At 56.4% G+C, this 17,724-nt stretch carries 12 protein-coding genes; 6 read left to right on the plus strand and 6 right to left on the minus strand.

Translation table 11 applies throughout. The features are described from left to right. Nucleotides 1-12: 12 nt before the first annotated feature. From carA to FYC48_RS24180, 4 genes are all read right to left on the minus strand, one after another. Nucleotides 13-1,155 (minus strand): glutamine-hydrolyzing carbamoyl-phosphate synthase small subunit, encoded by a 1,143-nt coding sequence (carA, locus tag FYC48_RS24165; protein ID WP_149499353.1) that lies wholly within the window; start codon nucleotides 1,153-1,155, stop codon nucleotides 13-15. Nucleotides 1,156-1,358: 203 nt separating this feature from the next. Continuing rightward, complete coding sequence (locus tag FYC48_RS24170; protein WP_149499354.1) at nucleotides 1,359-2,822, minus strand: sigma-54-dependent transcriptional regulator; 1,464 nt, start codon at nucleotides 2,820-2,822, stop codon at nucleotides 1,359-1,361. Between the two features lie 9 nt (nucleotides 2,823-2,831). Next, nucleotides 2,832-6,077, minus strand: coding sequence for a carbamoyl-phosphate synthase large subunit (gene carB / locus FYC48_RS24175; protein ID WP_149499355.1), 3,246 nt, complete (start codon nucleotides 6,075-6,077; stop codon nucleotides 2,832-2,834). Nucleotides 6,078-6,313: 236 nt separating this feature from the next. Then, complete coding sequence (locus tag FYC48_RS24180) at nucleotides 6,314-7,639, minus strand: MFS transporter (RefSeq protein WP_149499356.1); 1,326 nt, start codon at nucleotides 7,637-7,639, stop codon at nucleotides 6,314-6,316. Between the two features lie 294 nt (nucleotides 7,640-7,933). Here FYC48_RS24180 and FYC48_RS24185 point away from each other — a divergent pair, with 294 nt between their 5' ends. The 3 genes from FYC48_RS24185 to FYC48_RS24195 all read left to right on the plus strand — a co-directional run bounded on the left by FYC48_RS24185 (nucleotide 7,934) and on the right by FYC48_RS24195 (nucleotide 9,581). Continuing rightward, nucleotides 7,934-8,245, plus strand: a complete 312-nt coding sequence (locus FYC48_RS24185; protein WP_235034403.1) for a hypothetical protein — start codon at nucleotides 7,934-7,936, stop codon at nucleotides 8,243-8,245. Continuing rightward, nucleotides 8,224-9,081, plus strand: coding sequence for an SMC-Scp complex subunit ScpB (locus tag FYC48_RS24190; RefSeq protein WP_149499357.1), 858 nt, complete (start codon nucleotides 8,224-8,226; stop codon nucleotides 9,079-9,081). Before FYC48_RS24185 ends, FYC48_RS24190 begins: the two co-directional genes overlap by 22 nt. Nucleotides 9,082-9,182: 101 nt before the next feature. Continuing rightward, nucleotides 9,183-9,581: a hypothetical protein gene (locus FYC48_RS24195; protein ID WP_149499358.1), complete on the plus strand. Its 399-nt coding sequence runs from the start codon at nucleotides 9,183-9,185 to the stop codon at nucleotides 9,579-9,581. A gap of 175 nt (nucleotides 9,582-9,756) precedes the next feature. On the opposite strand, the gene FYC48_RS24200 is transcribed toward FYC48_RS24195, so the two are convergent. Next, the gene (locus FYC48_RS24200) at nucleotides 9,757-10,014 is read right to left on the minus strand and encodes a hypothetical protein (protein WP_149499359.1); all 258 of its coding nucleotides are present in this window, start codon (nucleotides 10,012-10,014) and stop codon (nucleotides 9,757-9,759) included. A gap of 437 nt (nucleotides 10,015-10,451) precedes the next feature. Next, nucleotides 10,452-10,622: a hypothetical protein gene (locus tag FYC48_RS28525; protein ID WP_230774590.1), complete on the minus strand. Its 171-nt coding sequence runs from the start codon at nucleotides 10,620-10,622 to the stop codon at nucleotides 10,452-10,454. Between FYC48_RS28525 and FYC48_RS24205 the strand changes: the two genes are divergently transcribed. The 3 genes from FYC48_RS24205 (at nucleotide 10,554) to FYC48_RS24215 (ending at nucleotide 17,683) form a co-directional block, all read left to right on the plus strand. Next, nucleotides 10,554-11,492 carry a LysR family transcriptional regulator gene (locus FYC48_RS24205; protein ID WP_235034422.1) on the plus strand — a complete coding sequence of 313 codons (939 nt, stop codon included), beginning with the start codon at nucleotides 10,554-10,556 and terminating at the stop codon, nucleotides 11,490-11,492. The two genes, FYC48_RS28525 and FYC48_RS24205, sit on opposite strands and share 69 nt — an antisense overlap. Nucleotides 11,493-11,539: 47 nt before the next feature. After that, a complete protein-coding gene (gene gltB / locus FYC48_RS24210) occupies nucleotides 11,540-16,117 on the plus strand; it encodes a glutamate synthase large subunit (RefSeq protein WP_149499361.1) in 4,578 nt (1,525 codons plus the stop codon). A 66-nt stretch (nucleotides 16,118-16,183) separates the two neighbouring features. Next, complete coding sequence (locus FYC48_RS24215) at nucleotides 16,184-17,683, plus strand: glutamate synthase subunit beta (RefSeq protein ID WP_149499362.1); 1,500 nt, start codon at nucleotides 16,184-16,186, stop codon at nucleotides 17,681-17,683. The last annotated feature ends 41 nt before the right edge of the window (nucleotides 17,684-17,724 follow it).

Raw genomic sequence — 17,724 nt, forward strand, 5'->3', positions numbered from 1 at the left:
CTATGCAGCGCGTTAGCTAGACTGTGACAGCACGGTTTGGAACCGCTCAAAAAGATAGTGGCTATCGTGAGGTCCCGACGATGCTTCGGGGTGATGCTGGACTCCGAAGGCGACGGCATCTTTGTGTCGGACACCGGCAACGGTGTCGTCGTTCAAGTTGCGATGGGTGACTTCCAAGCAATCGGGCAGTGAGTCTTCTTCGACGGCGAAGCCATGGTTTTGCGTCGTGATCTCAACTTTACCGGTTTCAAGGTCGAGTACCGGTTGATTGGCTCCCCGGTGGCCAAACTTCAGTTTGAACGTTTTCGCACCCAAGGCGAGCGACAGAAGCTGGTGTCCCAGGCAGATTCCGAACACAGGTTTCTGACCGACAAGCTTCTTGATCGTCTCGTGGGCGTACGTAAGTGGCTCGGGATCGCCAGGGCCGTTGGAAAGGAACACGCCGTCGGGTTGCAACTCTAAGATTTCTTCGGCGCTGGTGTCGCCGGGAACGACGGTGACCTGATTGCCTCGGGAGGCGAAGTGCCTTGGGATATTCCATTTCATCCCGAAGTCCATGCAGACGATATGGGCTCCTTTGGCATCTTGAGCCGAGTCACCGCGCAGGCGACTGACTTCGGTTGCGGTCCATTCGTCAAGTTCGGTGTCCCATTTGATCACCGACTTGGGCATCACCTCGCGAACCAAATCGCGGCCGACGAGACCTTCCGACTGGCGGGCTTTTTCGATCAGTGAGTCGTCGTTCAAGTCCGTCGTCGAAAGAATGCCTCGCATTGCCCCGTGGACTCGAATGCGGCGCACGAGTGCTCGCGTATCGATACCAGCCAAAGCGACGATGTTGTTGCTCTTGAGGTAACCCGCGAGGTCGCCTTCGGCTCGGTAATTGCTGAAAACTCGGCTCTCTTCTCGGACGATGAAGCCAGCGAGGGAGGGCTTTTCGTGTTCGACGTCAATTGAGTTGACGCCGTAGTTGCCGATTTCAGGGTAGGTCATTGTGACGATCTGCCCACGGTAACTGGGGTCCGTCAGAATTTCCTGGTAACCGGTCATTGAGGTGTTGAAAACCACCTCGCCGCTAATTTCGCCTTCCGCACCGAAGCCTTGACCGGTGAAAATCGTTCCGTCTTCAAGTGCAAGTTTTGCTGTGACGCTCATATTGTCTATCAAGCCAGCTTGAGTGAATTGTCACCGGAGAAGGATACCGCGATCATGAAGTTTCGGCGAGGGCCTGACCGCAAGCAATTCGTTCAAATGCCCAAAACATTCCCAGTCTAGCCGCTGTCGTGACTTGATCTTCCCGCAGCGAGTGCGGCGATTGCGTGGGAATCGAAAACGTGATCGAGCGCGCGGCAATCGATCTATTCCTCGTCCGGTGAATCGCCTTCCTTCTTGTATTGATCTAATCGCCGATAAAGTGTTCGCGCGCCAATTTTCAAGATCTTGGCCGCCTCCTCACGATTGTCGTTGGTCAACTGCAGCGTCTTTTCGATCGCCCATTTTTCGATCACGCTCAGTGGCTGACCGATCAGATCGGAGTCCCCCCCACCGGTGATCGCTGGGATGTCAGCGACTTCCTCGGGGATCGTCAACTCAGACTCGTCCATCAATTCTGGTGGTAGATCATCGAGGTCAAGTTTCTCGTCGGTGTCTAGCACCACCATCGTTTCGACAAAGTTGCGTAACTGGCGAACATTGCCGGGCCAGTCATAAGCAAAAAAGCGCTTGGTGACCGCAGGTGTAAAGTGTGCGGCCGCCTTGTTGTGCCGGCGAAGGAACATTTTGCGGAAGTGATCCATCAACGGAATCACGTCCTCACGCCGCTCGCGAAGTGGAGGCAACGTTACGGTGACGACCTTTAAACGAAAGTACAGGTCGCTGCGAAACGTCCCGGCATCGATCATGTCTTCGAGCGGTCGGTTTGTAGCGGACACCAATCGTACGTTGACGTTGATCGTTTTGTTGTCGCCGACACGTGTGATCTTGCTTTCTTCGAGGACACGCAACAGTTTGATTTGAGTGCCCATCGGCATGTCGCCGACTTCGTCCAAAAACAGCGTTCCGCCGTTGGCATATTCGAACGCGCCGACTCGATCCGCGTCGGCTCCGGTGAAGGAACCTTTGACGTGACCGAACAGTTCGCTCTCGACCAAATTTTCGGCGATCGCGCCGGTGTTAATCGCGACGATAGGTTTGTTCCGTCGTGGGCTGTTCTGGTGAATCGCTTGTGCGACGACTTCTTTTCCCGTCCCGTTCTCGCCGGTGATCAAGACCGTCGCATCGGTCGCCGCGATCCGCCGCAACCGGTCGATGACCTCTTGCATCTTCTTGCTGGCGTAGATGATGCCTTCGAAACCGAAGCGTTCATCCAGTCGCGACATCAGTTCATTGTTCTGACGTCGCAGGGCGACCGCGCCGACCGCTTTTTCGACGATCGCGCGCAATCGATTGGGTGTGATCGGTTTCTCTAGAAAGTTGAACGCACCTTGTTGCATCGCTTCGACGGCAATCGGAACCGTCGCGTGACCGGTTACCATCACAACTTCGGCGTCGGGTAACCGTTCGCCGGCTAGCTTGAGGAGCTTCATTCCGTCGACGTCATTCATCACCATGTCGGTGATGATGACATCGAAGGTGTCGCGCTCGATCAGCGTCGCGGCCTCGGGGCCGCTGGTGGCGACGGTGCACTTGTAGCCCACCTTTTCCAAGCTTTCCGTCATCGCACGCGCGTGCGCCGCCTCGTTGTCAACGACGAGCAGCCGAAACGTAGACGGATCGTATTCCTGGCCGGACGCCGTCCGGGGTTTTGGTGGGGTCTCTGGCATGCCGCTGGGCTACTCCTGGTATCGATGCTGAAGCGATTGAACGCTTAACGCGTCTTCACGGAGGGCTTGCATCGCCCGAACGGCGGCTTCGGCGGCGGCGACCGTCGTGATACAAGGGACACCGTGCTGAACCGCGGCGGCGCGAATTTTTCCTTCGTCCGTTCGGGCCCCTTTGCCGCTCGGCGTATTCATGATCAATGCGACGTCCTCGTTTTTGAGGTAGTCGATCAGGTTCGGGTGGCCTTCGGCAAGTTTCTTGACCCGGGTGACCGCGACGCCTTCTTCTTCTAGCTTTGCAGCCGTTCCAGAGGTCGCGAGTACTTCGAAACCAAGCCCGATCAGATCGCGGGCAAGTGAACCAGCGGATGCTTTGTGTCGTCCGCTCAGGCTGACAAAGATTTTGCCCTCGGTCGGCAGCGTTACCCCGGCAGCAATCTGACTCTTGGCAAACGCCAGCGGGAATTTGTCACTGATGCCCATGACTTCACCCGTGCTTTTCATTTCCGGACCGAGCACGATGTCGACGCCGGCGAACTTACGGAACGGGAACACGCTTTCTTTGATCGAAACGTGTTTCGGAATTGGTTCGCTGGTCACGCCGATTTCTTTGAGTGTCATGCCGGTCATGACCTTGGTCGCGACACTTGCGACCGGACAGCCGGTTGCCTTGGCGACGAACGGTACGGTACGGCTTGCCCGTGGGTTGACTTCCAGGACATAAACGACCGGTTTTCCGTCTTCCGTCTTGATCGCAAATTGGATGTTCATCAAGCCGACGACATTCAGTGCGCGAGCCAGTTTGTCGGCCGCTTGGCGCAGTTCATTGATGACGTCTTCGGGGATCGAAAACGGTGGGATCGCGCATGCGGAGTCACCACTATGTACGCCAGCCTCTTCGATGTGTTCCATGATTCCCATCACGACGACATCCTTTCCGTCACTGACCGCGTCGACGTCGACTTCGGTCGCTTCTTCGAGGAAGTGATCGATCAGGACCGGTTGCCCGTCGGCAACAATGAAGGCCTCGGCGACATAACGCTCAAACTGAGATTTGTCGTAACAAATCTCCATCGCCCGGCCACCCAAAACGAAACTAGGACGGACCAACGCCGGGTATCCAATGCGTTCCACTTCACGGCGGGCTTCGTCCATGTTCCGTGCGATGCCGCTAGGCGGTTGACGCAGACCCAACTCATCGATCAACGCTAGGAAACGTTCACGATCCTCGGCCGCTTCGATCGTGTCGACGCTGGTTCCGATGATCGGAACGCCGGCTTCTTGAAGTCCGCGTGCGAGGTTCAGCGGGGTTTGGCCGCCGAACTGGACGATCACGCCGTCGGGCTGTGTGGCGTCGCAGATATTGAGAACGTCTTCGATCGTCAGCGGTTCGAAGAACAAAATGTCCGATGTGTCATAGTCAGTGCTAACCGTTTCCGGGTTGCTATTGACCATGATCGATTCATAACCGATCTCGCGGAGCGCGAAGCTGGCATGACAACAGCAGTAATCAAATTCGATTCCCTGGCCGATTCGGTTGGGACCGCCGCCCAAGATGACGACACGTTTTTGATCGGCCTTGGCCGGCAGTTCGTCTTCTTGTTCGTAAGTGCTGTAGTAGTACGGCGTGTACGCTTCGAACTCGGCCGCACACGTATCGACACTCTTAAAGACCGGGCGGATGCCCAGTTCGAGGCGTTTTTCGCGGACCTTCAACTCCGTCGCGCCCAGCATCGTTCCGATTTGGCGATCGGAAAAGCCGTCGCGTTTTGCTCGCCACATGCGGTCGTAATCGATTTGGTCGAGTGAACCGAGTTCGCGAAGTTCGTTTTCCAGTTCGATGATTTGGGCGAGGTGATCGAGGAACCAAACATCGATGTGCGTGATCGAGTGAATTTCCTCAATCGTCATGCCGCTTTTCAGGGCGTAACGCAGATAGAAGATACGCTCGGCGTTCGGTGTTCCAAGTTTGGCGACGATGGCGTCGCGATCGGGCTGTTCATCACCGCCCCAAAGGTCTTTGCCGTCGCTACCAAGACCGAAGGCGCCGACCTCTAGGCCTCGGAGTGCTTTTTGAAGCGATTCCCGGAACGTTCGGCCGATCGCCATCGTCTCGCCGACACTTTTCATTTGCGTCATCAAGGTTGCGTCGGCTTCGGGGAACTTTTCGAACGCGAAGCGAGGGATCTTGGTGACGACGTAGTCGATCGTCGGTTCGAAGCAGGCTTTTGTTTTTTGCGTGATGTCGTTGGGCAGTTCCCACAGGCGATAGCCAACGGCCAGCTTGGCGGCGATCTTGGCGATCGGGAACCCGGTCGCTTTACTGGCCAACGCACTCGAACGGCTGACACGTGGGTTCATCTCGATCACGATCATCCGACCGGTTTCCGGATTGATCGCGAACTGGATGTTACTGCCGCCGGTTTCAACACCGATTTCACGGATCACGGCCAACGATGCGTCTCGCATGCGTTGGTATTCTTTGTCAGTCAGGGTCTGGGCGGGCGCGACGGTCAGCGAATCACCGGTGTGGACGCCCATCGGGTCAAAGTTTTCGATGCTGCAGATGATTACGACGTTGTCGTCGGCGTCCCGCATCACTTCCATTTCGTATTCTTTCCAGCCGATGATCGATTCTTCGATCAAGACTTCGGTGACCGGAGACTGGTCGAGTCCGCCTTTGACGAGTGAGTCAAATTCGTCCTTGTTGTACGCGATCGCGCTGCCGCTGCCGCCCATCGTAAAACTGGGGCGAACGATGGCAGGCAAGCCGACTTCGTCGAGAGCCTTGCGGGCTTCTTCGATGGTGTGAACGGTGAAGCCTTTGCAAACGTCCAAGCCGATCTTTTCCATCGCGACTTTAAACTTGTCACGTTCCTCGGCTTTTGCGATCACCTTGGCATTGGCGGCGATCATTTCGACGCCGTGTTTTTCCAAGACGCCGTTGGCATCGAGATCCATCGCGACGTTCAGGCCGGTTTGGCCACCGAGAGTCGGGAGCAAGGCGTCGGGCTTTTCCTTTTCGATCACCTTTTCAACCATCTGCCACGTCAGCGGCTCGACATAGGTTGAATCGGCGGTCGCCGGGTCGGTCATGATGGTGGCCGGGTTACTGTTGACCAGCACCACCTCGTAACCTTCTTCGCGGAGGGCCTTGCAGGCCTGCGTCCCCGAGTAATCGAATTCACAAGCTTGGCCGATAACGATAGGGCCGCTTCCGATAAGCAGAATTTTTTTAATGTCGTCGCGTCGTGGCACGTCGATTTTCCGGTGTTCAGTACGATCGAATCCAAATTTCGGGAAGGATATCAGATGAACCACCGCTTTGCGTAGGACACCAAGCCTCAGTTTTTCAGGTTCGTGCCCCAGTTTTCCCTCAGTCCACTCCCAAGGGGGTTGGTCTCGAGCGGTGCGCCGGCCATCCGCCGGCGGTCCTTCCGCCACCGGCGATTCGAGTCAGGATTGCGATCGCGATCGTCACGCAGGGGCGATCGTCACGCAGGGTCGGGAACCGCGTTGATGTCTTCGTCCGCCGGTGGCAGTTCTTCCGAGTCAGCCACAGCGGCGGTCGCCGCGTTCGATTTGTCCCAAAACGATACGAAGAACAGGATCGCGACGGCTGCGGCAAGCCCTGCCGGCAGCAACCAAAATTCCTTCGCCCCGGCGAGCCAACCTTCTTGCGACGTCGGGTCCAGTTCGATGTGATCGCCCCAACGACCCAGAACGAGGTTGCCGACCAGCATGCCCGCACCGTAAGTGAGCAGCCCGATCAGCGCTTGGGCGCTCGTCCGCATATCACGCGGGGCAAGACGGTCGGTGTAGAGTTGACCGGTGACAAAGAAAAAGTCGTAGCAGATGCCGTGCAACGCAATTCCTAACACCAGCATCGCTCCGCTAGACGGCATCAAGCCAAACAACGCATAACGAAGCGCCCAGGCCAACATCCCAACGAGCAGCATCATCTTGACGCCCAGTCGCTTTAGGAAGAATGGCACGAGTGCCATAAAGAAAATCTCGCTCAGTTGGCCGAGAGCCATGATCGCCGTCGTCTTATCGCCGAACGCCATGTATGTGACGAACTCGTTTGTTCGGGCGTAATAAAACGCCAAAGGGATGCAAATCAGAAACGAGCAAATCGCGAACACCAGGTAGCTGGGGTTGGCGAACAACTGGACGGCATCGAGCCCCAGCACCTTTTGGATATTTACGGGTTGCTCGCGGCCTTGTGGCGGCGATTTGGGAAGCGAAAAGCTGTAGAAGCCGTAGATCACGCTGACGACCGCGCCGATTTGAAGTGGCACCGCCGTCTTCGCAGCGTCTTCAACACCAGGAAGGACGGGCAACGGAAAGATCCCAAAGAATGATTCTGAAACCACGAGGCCGGCGACGATCCAGCCGATCGTCCCCCAGAGCCTGATTTTGGGAAAGTCAGACTCGACCGATTCCACGTTTTGAAACGTGATCGCGTTGACCAGTGCCAGTGTCGGCATGTAACAGATAAAGAAGGCCAGCATGACCCAGTAAAATTGGTCGGGCGCCGAATCGATCGTGCTGCAATACCACAGTAAAACGCCCCCGATCAAATGCAGCACCGCATTGACGATCTCTTTGTTGAATAGCCGGTCTGCGACGTAGCCGACGATCAGCGGTGCAGCGAGCGCCGCCCAAGGTTGGGTCGAGTAAATGTCACCGATGATGGAGTTCAAACTCTCCTCGGCGGCGAAAACGACTCCTAGGTATGTGCCTAGCGAAACAAAAAAGATGCCCCAGACAAAAAACTGGAGGAACATCATCAATTTCAAGCGAACGGTGGTAGGCATCGTGTGCGTCTAACTCGTGGGCGGCAATGTCTGGCGTGATGGAAACGTGGCAAGACCCAATCGGAGTTCTGCCGTGCTACTGCGCCGACGACAGGGCTTCACGGGTAGTTCGGATCCATCCGGCCGAGGTCGGCGGAACAAGACTCGAAATTGGGCAGGTTCCTATAATAACGCTGTGATCGCCTCGCCGTGTACCACCAGAACGAACTTGTCACTCGCACTGCCGTGGCATGTCGTTTCTCGCCCGCAAAGGTTTCCGAGTCTTCGCGACCGCCCCATGCTGCAGACTGAACGATGTTGCACACCGAACCCGAACCGTCAGCAAGCCGCCAAGGACGATGCGAGCTTTGCGGACGCCTCACCAAGCGAGGCACAACTGAGCATCACCTGATCCCTCGGACATGCCACCGCAACAAGTGGTTTAAAAAACGCTACACTCGCCAGCAGATGCAAAAAACGATCTCCGTCTGTCATGACTGCCATCGCTGCATCCATCGGTTCGTCCCGCGGGAAAAAGAGCTGGGGCGTTCGTACAACACCATCGAAGACCTGCTCGCCCACGAGCAAATCGGCAGATTCGTCGAATGGGTCAGTCAACGAAAATAACCCCGCGCATCGCGTCGCAAAACACTCGCTTTGCGGTTAACTTGCCCGCGGTTAACACTCGGTTTTACGGCACCACCACGCGGCAGCACGAACACATGGATGATTCCGGTTGGGACGAAGACGATCATGACTTCGATGCTTCGGGCGAAGGGTTTTCGCTCGACGATCTCGGTGCCGCCTACGCCAGGGCTGCCGCGAAGCACGACCCCGAAGCCTTCGCCGAACCTCCCCAGCCCGAGCCGGTTGACGAGGGTAGTGGAGACGATTCGGTCGTCGATCAAGACGTCCCAGAAGACGACGCCGTCCATCCCGAAGGCATCATCGAAGCGGCGTTGTTTGTCGGGCATCCGGAAAACAATGCCTTCACCGCTCAGCGGTTGGCGTCCCTGATGCGCGACGTCACCGAAGACGAAGTGATCGAGATGATCGATTCGCTCAACGCGTCCTACAAAGAATACCGGCAGGCATTTCGAATCATCGAAAGCGAAGGCGCCTACCGCATGTCAATCGCCCCGGCTGTCGAGTCGGTTCGGCAATCGTTCTTGGGAAAAGTCCGCGAAACCCGTTTAAGCCAAGCGGCCATCGAAGTCCTCGCGCTCGTGGCCTATCAGCCCGGCATTACCAGTCAAAAGGTCCAGGACCAGCGTGGCAAGGAAAGCGGTTCGTTGCTCAACCAACTGGTCCGCCGACGATTGTTGGAAATGAAACGGCTGACTCCCGAAGACGGCGGCAAGAAGGTCCCGCACTACTATCCGACCGAACGATTCTTGACCCTGTTCGGGTTGCAGGCCCTCGACGACCTGCCGATGGTTGATGAGGGGCCCGCGGGGTTGTAGCCGGCGATGGATGGCTAGCTTTGTGATGAACCCTATTTTCTGCGGGCTATGATAGAGACAAAACAGCCTTTCTATCGTCAACAACTTCGATGAAACCAACGATGAATCAACGTGCGTTTCGATCTCCCGTTCTGATCTTGGTGATCCTGGTCTTGTGCGTTAGCCCTGTCGGCGCGGTCGCCGCAGAGCCCGCAGGGCGGTGGGTCGGCAGTTGGAATAGTCAGAGCACCGGACATCGAGGAGCGCTTCGGGCACGCATTCGTCAAGTTGATGAAGACACCTACCGCGCGTGGTTCGCCGGAAGGTTCGCGGTGGTGGTTCCCTTTGTTTATCCAGCTAAACTGGAACGCGTGCCCGGCACCTCGACCCGCTATCGATCCGATACCCGACTTCCATTGATGGGCAACTATCGAATGACTGCCGATATTGGTGGCGGTCAGTTTCGTGCCGTTTATCACAGCCGAAGTGACCGGGGCATGTTCATCATGAACCGACGCTAACGCGGTGTTCGTTTTTCTTTTCACAGTCGCCGCATGACGTTTGACACGGTCGTGCGGCTGCAGTTCGATTCTCCCATCAGCCGATTGGCGTTAGCCACGGTCTGCATGCAGTGAACCTCGGTTAACGCCCGTCGACTGAAAAGCAGAACCCTAACTTCCGGGCTAGGCGAAACGACTAGCCCGCTGTTTGGAACCGCTTCGGCAAGGTGAACGAGTAAATCACGATCAGCGAGCCGACGCTGAGGACCAACCACGGGAACCACTCTTTAGGTTTCCACGTTGTCGTTGTCTGGCCGGGGATCGATGACGGATCCAGCAGGCCCTTTGGGCTCGACCCTCGATTGGAATAGAAGTCGGCGCTCTCGATGATCAGCGACTCGAATCCAATAATGATGGCCATGATGCCCAAGGCAATAAAGAACGCGCGCCACATGGCTCAGGCTCCTGGTTTTCTTGGGGGAGGGGATTTCTTCGTGGGGAGGGAAAAGGCATCGCCAGGGCATCCCAGCCCTGTCGACGCACCAGGAATTTGTTTCGGCAAACCGGCCCCGGGGCGTTGATCGACAGTTCCAGATGCGGCGTAGCCCCTACCGCTGATCCAACCCGCACCAAAAGCAATCCTCAGGGCCGACGTAAGCGGTGCGACCGTCAAACGGATCGGCAATGCGATCGGCGTTGACGGGTTTTTGGTGCGACCGAACCGGCGTGTGGCCCGATCCCGCAGATCACCCCGGAAACGGCGCGGGCTAAGATCGACGTCTTGAAATCCCGGGCCGGCTCATTAAGGGATCGCTAGTGGGGAGATTGGCTCCGTTGAACGAAGCGAGAGCTCACCGAGACCCCGAAGACTTGACGAAGCCGTCAGTTGTACTACATTCCCGATTCGCCGGGCTTAATATCCGGCAAATTGAGTATAAGTTTTTCTAATGGTGGTTCATTTTGCAGCTTCGCACGCTCGAAATTTTTTGCGAGATCGCTCGTCGTCGCAGCTTTTCCAAAGCTGCCCAGACCCACGGCATCAGCCAAAGCGCTGTGAGCCAAGCAGTGCATCAATTGGAGCAGCAGTTGGGGGTGCAATTAATCGACCGGTCGACCCGTCCACTGACGTTGACGAAGGCCGGGGACCGTTTTCAATCGGGCTTGGTTGACATCCTCGGCCGTTACCAACGCCTCGCCGAAGAGGTGGGGTCGATCGGCCGAAATTTGACCGGTCAATTACAGATCGCGGCGATCTATTCGATCGGTTTGAGCTACATGCCGGATGCGAAGGAAGAATTCGCACGGTTATATCCGGACGTTGAAGTCCGCACCCACTTCGGCAGCAACGAAGGGGTCATCAAGGAAGTGATGACCGGTCAAGCAGAGCTTGGTCTGGTCAGTTTTCCGCGAACGAGCAAAGAGATTGTTTCGGTCGCGTGGCAAAAGGAACCTATTCGATTGGTTTGTGCCCCCGGGCATCCGCTGGCCAGTCGGACCGAAGTCGAACCGAAGGACCTCGTCGGCTTGGAAATGGTCGGTTTTGAGTCCTCGTTGGAGCTTCGTCAGATGATCGACTTGGTGTTGCGTCGTGCAGGCGTGCGGGTTGATTTTCAGGACGAATTTGACAACGCCGATTCGATCGTTCGGGCAATACAAGTCAACGAAAGCGCTGGCTTTTTACCGGAAGCCGTTGTGAGGCGTGAGACGGCCAACGGCGCGTTACGCGTCGTCGCTTGCCGCGCACTCAGTATGACGCGTCCGCTGGGGATCATTTTTCGCAGGTCTGATCGCCCCAGCCGCGCGGGTTATGAATTTGGTTCGATGTTGCTGGGGCGTCCTCTTGAACCTGATCGAGAGAAACGCAGCAGCGGCTCCCACCGCAAACCATCCTCCGGGCCTTCGATCGACGGTCAAACGTCGATCGTGGCTTAAGCAGAAATAAGCTTCTCCCCATTCCTCCGTCCCCGAAGTTCTTCTTTATGTCTTCCACAGAAGCTGAACAAACACGACAACCACGATTTCATCTTCCCGAAGCGCAGGGGCTGTATAACCCGGAACACGAAAAAGACGCGTGTGGGGTCGGCTTCATTGCGCATATCAAAGGTGTCCCGAGTCATCAAAACGTTCTCGACGCAGATCAAATCCTCTGCGCGATGGATCACCGGGGGGCTTGCGGTTGCGAGCCCAATACCGGAGACGGCTGTGGGATGATGTGTGGTTTGCCGCACGAATTTCTTAAACGAGTCGCCAAAGAAGACTTGGGCGTTGACCTGCCCGGCGAAGGAAAGTTCGCCGCCGGTTTGGTGTTCTTGCCACAGGACGAAAAAGAACGTGCGTTTTGCAAGTCGACGATTGAGAAACTGATCAAGCAGCGTGGGCAGGTTCTCTTCGGTTGGCGGGACGTTCCCCAGGCGACCGATTTGGCCGACGTTGGCCCGACCGCACGTGCGGCCGAGCCGGTCATCGAGCAATTATTTGTCGGTGCGGCCGAAGGCATCGAGGGCGACGCGTTCGAGCGTGAGCTTTATATGATTCGCAAGCAAGCGAGTCACCAACTTCGTGGCAGCGAAGAACTCAAGCAAGCGTTGATGTTCTACATCTGCTCGCTGAGTACAAAGCTGATCATCTACAAAGGGATGCTGACGCCGGCGCAATTGTTGCCGTATTACCCCGACCTACGTGATCCGGATTTTAAAACGCACTTGGCGATGGTTCACAGCCGGTTTTCGACGAACACGTTCCCCAGTTGGGACCGTGCTCAGCCGCTGCGTTTCATGAGCCACAACGGCGAAATCAACACGCTTCGTGGTAATAGTAACTGGATGCGAGCCCGCGAAGGCAGCGCGGCGAGTGAACTGTTCGGCGATGAATTGAAAGACCTGTTTCCCGTTGTCGAGCCTCACTGCAGTGATTCGGGAACGTTCGACAGCGTCTTGGAATTCATGCTAATGACCGGCCGCACGCTTCAGGAAGCGATCATGATGATGGTCCCCGAAGCTTGGCAGAAGCATGACACGATGGACGAGGACAAGCGGGCCTTCTACGAGTATTTTTCGTGCATGATGGAGCCGTGGGACGGGCCCGCTTCGATTGCCTTTACCGATGGGAAGTGCATCGGCGCGACGCTGGACCGGAACGGTCTGCGCCCCAGCCGGTATTACATCACCCATGATGACCGCGTGATCATGGCCAGCGAAGTCGGCGTGTTGCACGTTGATCCCGCCAACGTGAAATCCAAAGGCCGATTGCAGCCGGGCAAGATGTTCTTGATCGATTTCGAACAGGGACGCATGATTCCCGATGAGGAACTCAAGTCGTCTTTTGCCAAGGCGATGCCTTACGGTGATTGGTTGCGAAAAGAACGTATCCGGTTGGCCGACCTGCACCCCGAAGGCGAACCGCACGGTTTTGACAGCGACACGTTGCTGGCTCGCATGCAAGCGTTCGGTTACACGACCGAAACGATGAATTTCATGCTGCGTCCTCTGGTTCGCGATTTGCGCGACCCCGTCGGTTCGATGGGGAACGACAGTGCGATCGCTTGCTTGAGTGATAAACCGCGGATGATCTATGACTACTTCAAGCAATTGTTCGCCCAGGTGACAAATCCCGCGATCGACTCGATCCGTGAAGAAGTCATTATGTCATTGGAGTGTTACATCGGGCCGGAGCAAAACCTGTTAACCGCGACCCCGGAGCACTGCCATCGCCTGTTGGTCGAACACCCGATTTTGACCAACGAAGAACTCGCCGCGCTCTCGCATATCAACTACGAGGGGTGGAACAGTCGCGTCATCGACATCACGTTCGATCGTAGCGAAGGCAAAGCGGGGCTGGTGAAGACACTTGATCGAATCTGTGAAGAAGCCGAAGCGGCGGCGGATGCGGGGATCCAATTGGTGATCCTGTCCGACCGCAAGACTTCGGCGGACCGCGTTCCCGTCAGTGCACTTTTGGCGACCGGAGCGGTTCACCACCACTTGGTTCGCGCGGCGAAGCGGACCCGAATCGGTTTGGTCATCGAATCGGGCGAAGCTCGCGAAGTGCACCATCACTGCTTGCTGATCGGTTACGGTGCCGATGCGATCAATCCGTACTTGGCCTTCGAATCACTTTGGCAAGCTCGGCGCGATGGCCTGATGGATACGACGCTGGACGATGAAAAAATCGTGGCCGCGTATCGAAAGGGCGTCGCGAAAGGCATGTTGAAGGTGATGGCAAAAATGGGCATCAGCACGCTGCAAAGTTATAAAGGGGCACAGATCTTCGAAGCGTTGGGGCTTCGCGACGAAGTGATCGACAAGTGCTTTGCGGGGACCGCCAGCCGGATCCAGGGTGTTTCATTCGACATCCTGGCAGAAGAAGCTTTGCGTCGACATGAACTCGGTTATCCCAAGAACGAAACCGATTCGTCAAAAGCGTTGCCAAACCTTGGCGAGTACCATTGGCGTGCCGAAGGTGAGAAGCACGCTTGGAGTCCCGAGTCGATTTCGAATTTGCAAGTCGCCGCGCGGACCAACAACGAAGATGCCTACTGGAAGTTCGCCGACAAGATCAACTCGGACAATCGCAACCGATGCACGCTCCGCGGATTGTTGGGCTTTAAAAAGTCCGACAAGTCGATTCCGATCGAAGAGGTTCAGCCGGCGTCGGAGATTGTGAAGCGATTCTGTACCGGGGCGATGAGCTTCGGTAGCATCAGCGCCGAATCGCACGAGTCGTTGGCGATTGCGATGAACCGTTTGGGTGGAAAAAGTAACACCGGCGAAGGCGGTGAAGACCCGGTGCGGTTCAAGACGCTGGAGAACGGCGACAGCAAACGATCGGCGATCAAGCAGGTCGCTTCGGGACGATTCGGTGTCACGATCGAGTATCTGACCAACGCCGACGAAATCCAAATCAAGGTTTCTCAGGGGGCCAAGCCCGGCGAAGGTGGTGAGCTTCCCGGCAAGAAGGTCGACGAGAACATTGCCCGGATTCGTTACAGCACGCCTGGGGTCGGCTTGATTAGCCCGCCACCGCACCACGACATTTACTCGATCGAGGATTTGTCCCAGCTGATCCATGACCTTAAGAACGCCAACCGTAATGCACGGATTAGCGTGAAGTTGGTTTCCGAGGTCGGTGTGGGCGTGATCGCCAGCGGTGTCGCCAAGGCATTCTCGGATCATATCTTGATTTCCGGTGACACCGGCGGTACCGGTGCGTCGCCGTTGACGAGTATCAAGCACGCCGGCTTGCCTTGGGAGTTGGGCATTGCCGAAACCCATCAAGTGTTGGTGCTCAACGATTTGCGTAGCCGAGTGGTGCTGCAGACCGATGGCGGATTGAAGACCGGACGTGATGTGGTGATCGCGGCCTTGTTGGGAGCCGAAGAGTTCGGTTTCTCGACCGCGCCATTGATCACACTTGGCTGCATCATGATGCGGAAGTGTCACCTCAACACGTGCCCGGTCGGAATTGCGACTCAGGATCCTGAGCTACGTGCGAAGTTCAACGGTAAGCCCGAGTACGTCGTCAACTACTTGTTCATGGTCGCCGAAGAAGCACGCCGTATCATGGCGGAACTCGGTTTCCGGACAATCGACGAGATGGTCGGCCGGAGCGACATGTTGCACACCGACGAAGCGATTAAACATTGGAAGTCAGACGGTTTGGATCTGACGGCAATCTTGCGTGTGGCTACAAAGCCGCACCCGGAAGTCGGCGTCATCTGTTCGATGGAGCAAGATCACGGTCTCGACAAGTCACTGGACCTGACCGTGATCCTTGACCAAGCTCAACCGGCGATCAATGACGGTAAATCGGTCGTGATCGAGTCACCGATTGTGAACATCAATCGAACCGTCGGCACGATTCTTAGTAACGAGGTTGCCAAGAAGTACGGCCAAGCTGGGTTACCCGACGATACGATTCGCCTCCGACTTAACGGGTCGGCGGGCCAAAGCTTGGGAGCATTCTTGGCTCACGGGGTCACCATCGAACTCGAAGGCGACGCCAACGATTACGTCGGCAAAGGACTTAGCGGTGGGCGAATCATCGTTTACCCGCCCAAATCAAGTACGTTTTCATCTCAAGACAACATCCTGATTGGGAACGTCTGTTTGTACGGCGCGACCGGCGGAGAGGCGTTCTTCCGCGGTGTGGCGGCCGAACGGTTCTGTGTGCGAAATAGCGGCGCACGAACAGTCGTCGAAGGCGTCGGCGATCATGGCTGTGAGTACATGACCGGAGGTCGTGTGGTCATCTTGGGCGAAACCGGTCGCAACTTTGCGGCCGGGATGTCCGGCGGGATCGCATACGTTTGGGACCGTGCCGGTGACTTTAATTTGAAGTGTAACCTGGCACTCGTTGAGCTCGAAAAGATCGAAGGCGGTGAAGAGGAAACGGAGGTCAAAGAGTTGATCACCCGCTTCCGCGACTATACCGGCAGCGAGGTGGCTGAAGAGGCACTTCGCCAATGGGACACGTTCTTGTCGCAATGCGTCAAGGTAATGCCGACCGATTACAAGCGTGTCCTCGAAGAACAGAAATCGCGAGCGGCGGTGACAAGTTAATCCCCAACGCTTGTCCAACTCGCCAGCTTCACAAACCAACGACCACCGGAATAGAAAGAGAAAGAAATGGGAAAGCCAACTGGATTCAAAGAGTTCGATCGGAAGAAAGTACCATGGCGTCTGCCAGTTGTTCGATTAAACGACTACGACGAAATCTACACCGAGCACAAAGTTGATCATTTGCGTGAGCAAGGCGCACGGTGCATGGATTGCGGAGTGCCGTTTTGCCAGTCGGCGACCGGTTGCCCAATCGACAACTTGATTCCCGAGTGGAATGATTTGGTCTACAACAATCGCTGGAAAGAGGCGATCGAGCGTTTGCACAAGACCAATAACTTTCCCGAGTTCACCGGGCGAACCTGCCCCGCACCTTGCGAAGGTTCGTGTGTTTTGGGCATTACCAATCCGCCGGTCACGATCAAAAACATCGAAAATGCGATCGTCGACCGAGCATGGGAAGAAGGCTGGATCGTCCCCGAACCACCGAAGTCCCGGACCGATAAAAAGGTTGTCATCGTCGGTAGCGGACCGTCCGGCATGGCCGCAGCGGATCAGCTGAACAAGGCCGGTCATACCGTGACCGTTCTCGAACGAGCTGATCGCGTTGGCGGATTGTTACAGTACGGCATTCCGAACATGAAGCTTTCTAAGGAAGCCGTTCAGCGACGCGTCGATAAGATGACGGCCGAAGGCGTGACCTTCAAAACCGGCGTGAACGTCGGAAAAGACGTCGATCCGAAAGAGTTGGTCAACGAGTACGACGCGGTCCTGCTCGCCTGCGGTGCCACCAAGGCTCGCGATTTGCCGATCGGAAATCGTGACGCCAAGGGAATCCATTTGGCGATGGAGTTTCTCACCGCGAACACCAAACAATCCGTTCACGGTGACGACGTCGGTGAAGGCTTCATTAGCGCCGAAGGCAAGGACGTGATCGTCATCGGCGGTGGCGACACCGGGACTGACTGTATCGCGACCAGTTTGCGACATGGCTGTCGTAGCGTTGTGAATTTCGAATTGTTGCCGAAGCCACCCGCCGAACGAGCTTCCGATAACCCCTGGCCGGAATGGCCACGGATTTTCCGTGTTGACTACGGACACGAAGAGGCCGAGGCAAAGTTCGGTCGTGATCCGCGGGAATATCAGATCCTGAGTAAAGAATTCGTGAAAGACGCCGAAGGCAACCTTGCGGCGATCAAGACCGTTGAAGTTCAGTGGACGAAGGACGATGCGGGACAGTGGAAAATGAACGAGGTCGCCGGCAGCGAAAAAGAATGGCCCGCCCAATTGATTCTGTTGTCGATGGGTTTCTTGGGACCGGAACAATACGTTGCCGAATCACTCGGACTGGACACCGATCCCAGAAGTAACTTCAAAGCCGAGCATGGTAAATTCGCAACGAACATCGACAAAGTCTTTGCGGCCGGTGACTGTCGCCGCGGACAAAGCTTGGTCGTTTGGGCGATCAACGAAGGTCGTGGTGCGGCACGTGCGATTGATCAGTACCTGCAAGGTGAAAGTCAATTGCCCGCCCCCGGCATCACGATGGGGACTACGATGCAGGTGTAACGTTCATATCGCACGTCTGCATTGAAATGCGGCCGGTGCCG

The organism is Roseiconus lacunae, assembly GCF_008312935.1.
In the GTDB taxonomy this organism is placed as follows: Bacteria; Planctomycetota; Planctomycetia; order Pirellulales; family Pirellulaceae; genus Stieleria; species Stieleria lacunae.

What these genes read in the sequence shown, in the direction of transcription:
- FYC48_RS24185 (WP_235034403.1), top strand. Translation starts at nt 7,934, where the DNA reads ATGTTGCACACCGAACCCGAACCGTCAGCAAGCCGCCAAGGACGATGC.
- FYC48_RS24180 (WP_149499356.1), bottom strand. Translation starts at nt 7,639, where the DNA reads ATGCCTACCACCGTTCGCTTGAAATTGATGATGTTCCTCCAGTTTTTT.
- FYC48_RS24200 (WP_149499359.1), bottom strand. Translation starts at nt 10,014, where the DNA reads ATGTGGCGCGCGTTCTTTATTGCCTTGGGCATCATGGCCATCATTATT.
- carA (WP_149499353.1), bottom strand. Translation starts at nt 1,155, where the DNA reads ATGAGCGTCACAGCAAAACTTGCACTTGAAGACGGAACGATTTTCACC.
- FYC48_RS24190 (WP_149499357.1), top strand. Translation starts at nt 8,224, where the DNA reads ATGGGTCAGTCAACGAAAATAACCCCGCGCATCGCGTCGCAAAACACT.
- gltB (WP_149499361.1), top strand. Translation starts at nt 11,540, where the DNA reads ATGTCTTCCACAGAAGCTGAACAAACACGACAACCACGATTTCATCTT.
- FYC48_RS24170 (WP_149499354.1), bottom strand. Translation starts at nt 2,822, where the DNA reads ATGCCAGAGACCCCACCAAAACCCCGGACGGCGTCCGGCCAGGAATAC.
- FYC48_RS24215 (WP_149499362.1), top strand. Translation starts at nt 16,184, where the DNA reads ATGGGAAAGCCAACTGGATTCAAAGAGTTCGATCGGAAGAAAGTACCA.
- FYC48_RS24195 (WP_149499358.1), top strand. Translation starts at nt 9,183, where the DNA reads ATGAATCAACGTGCGTTTCGATCTCCCGTTCTGATCTTGGTGATCCTG.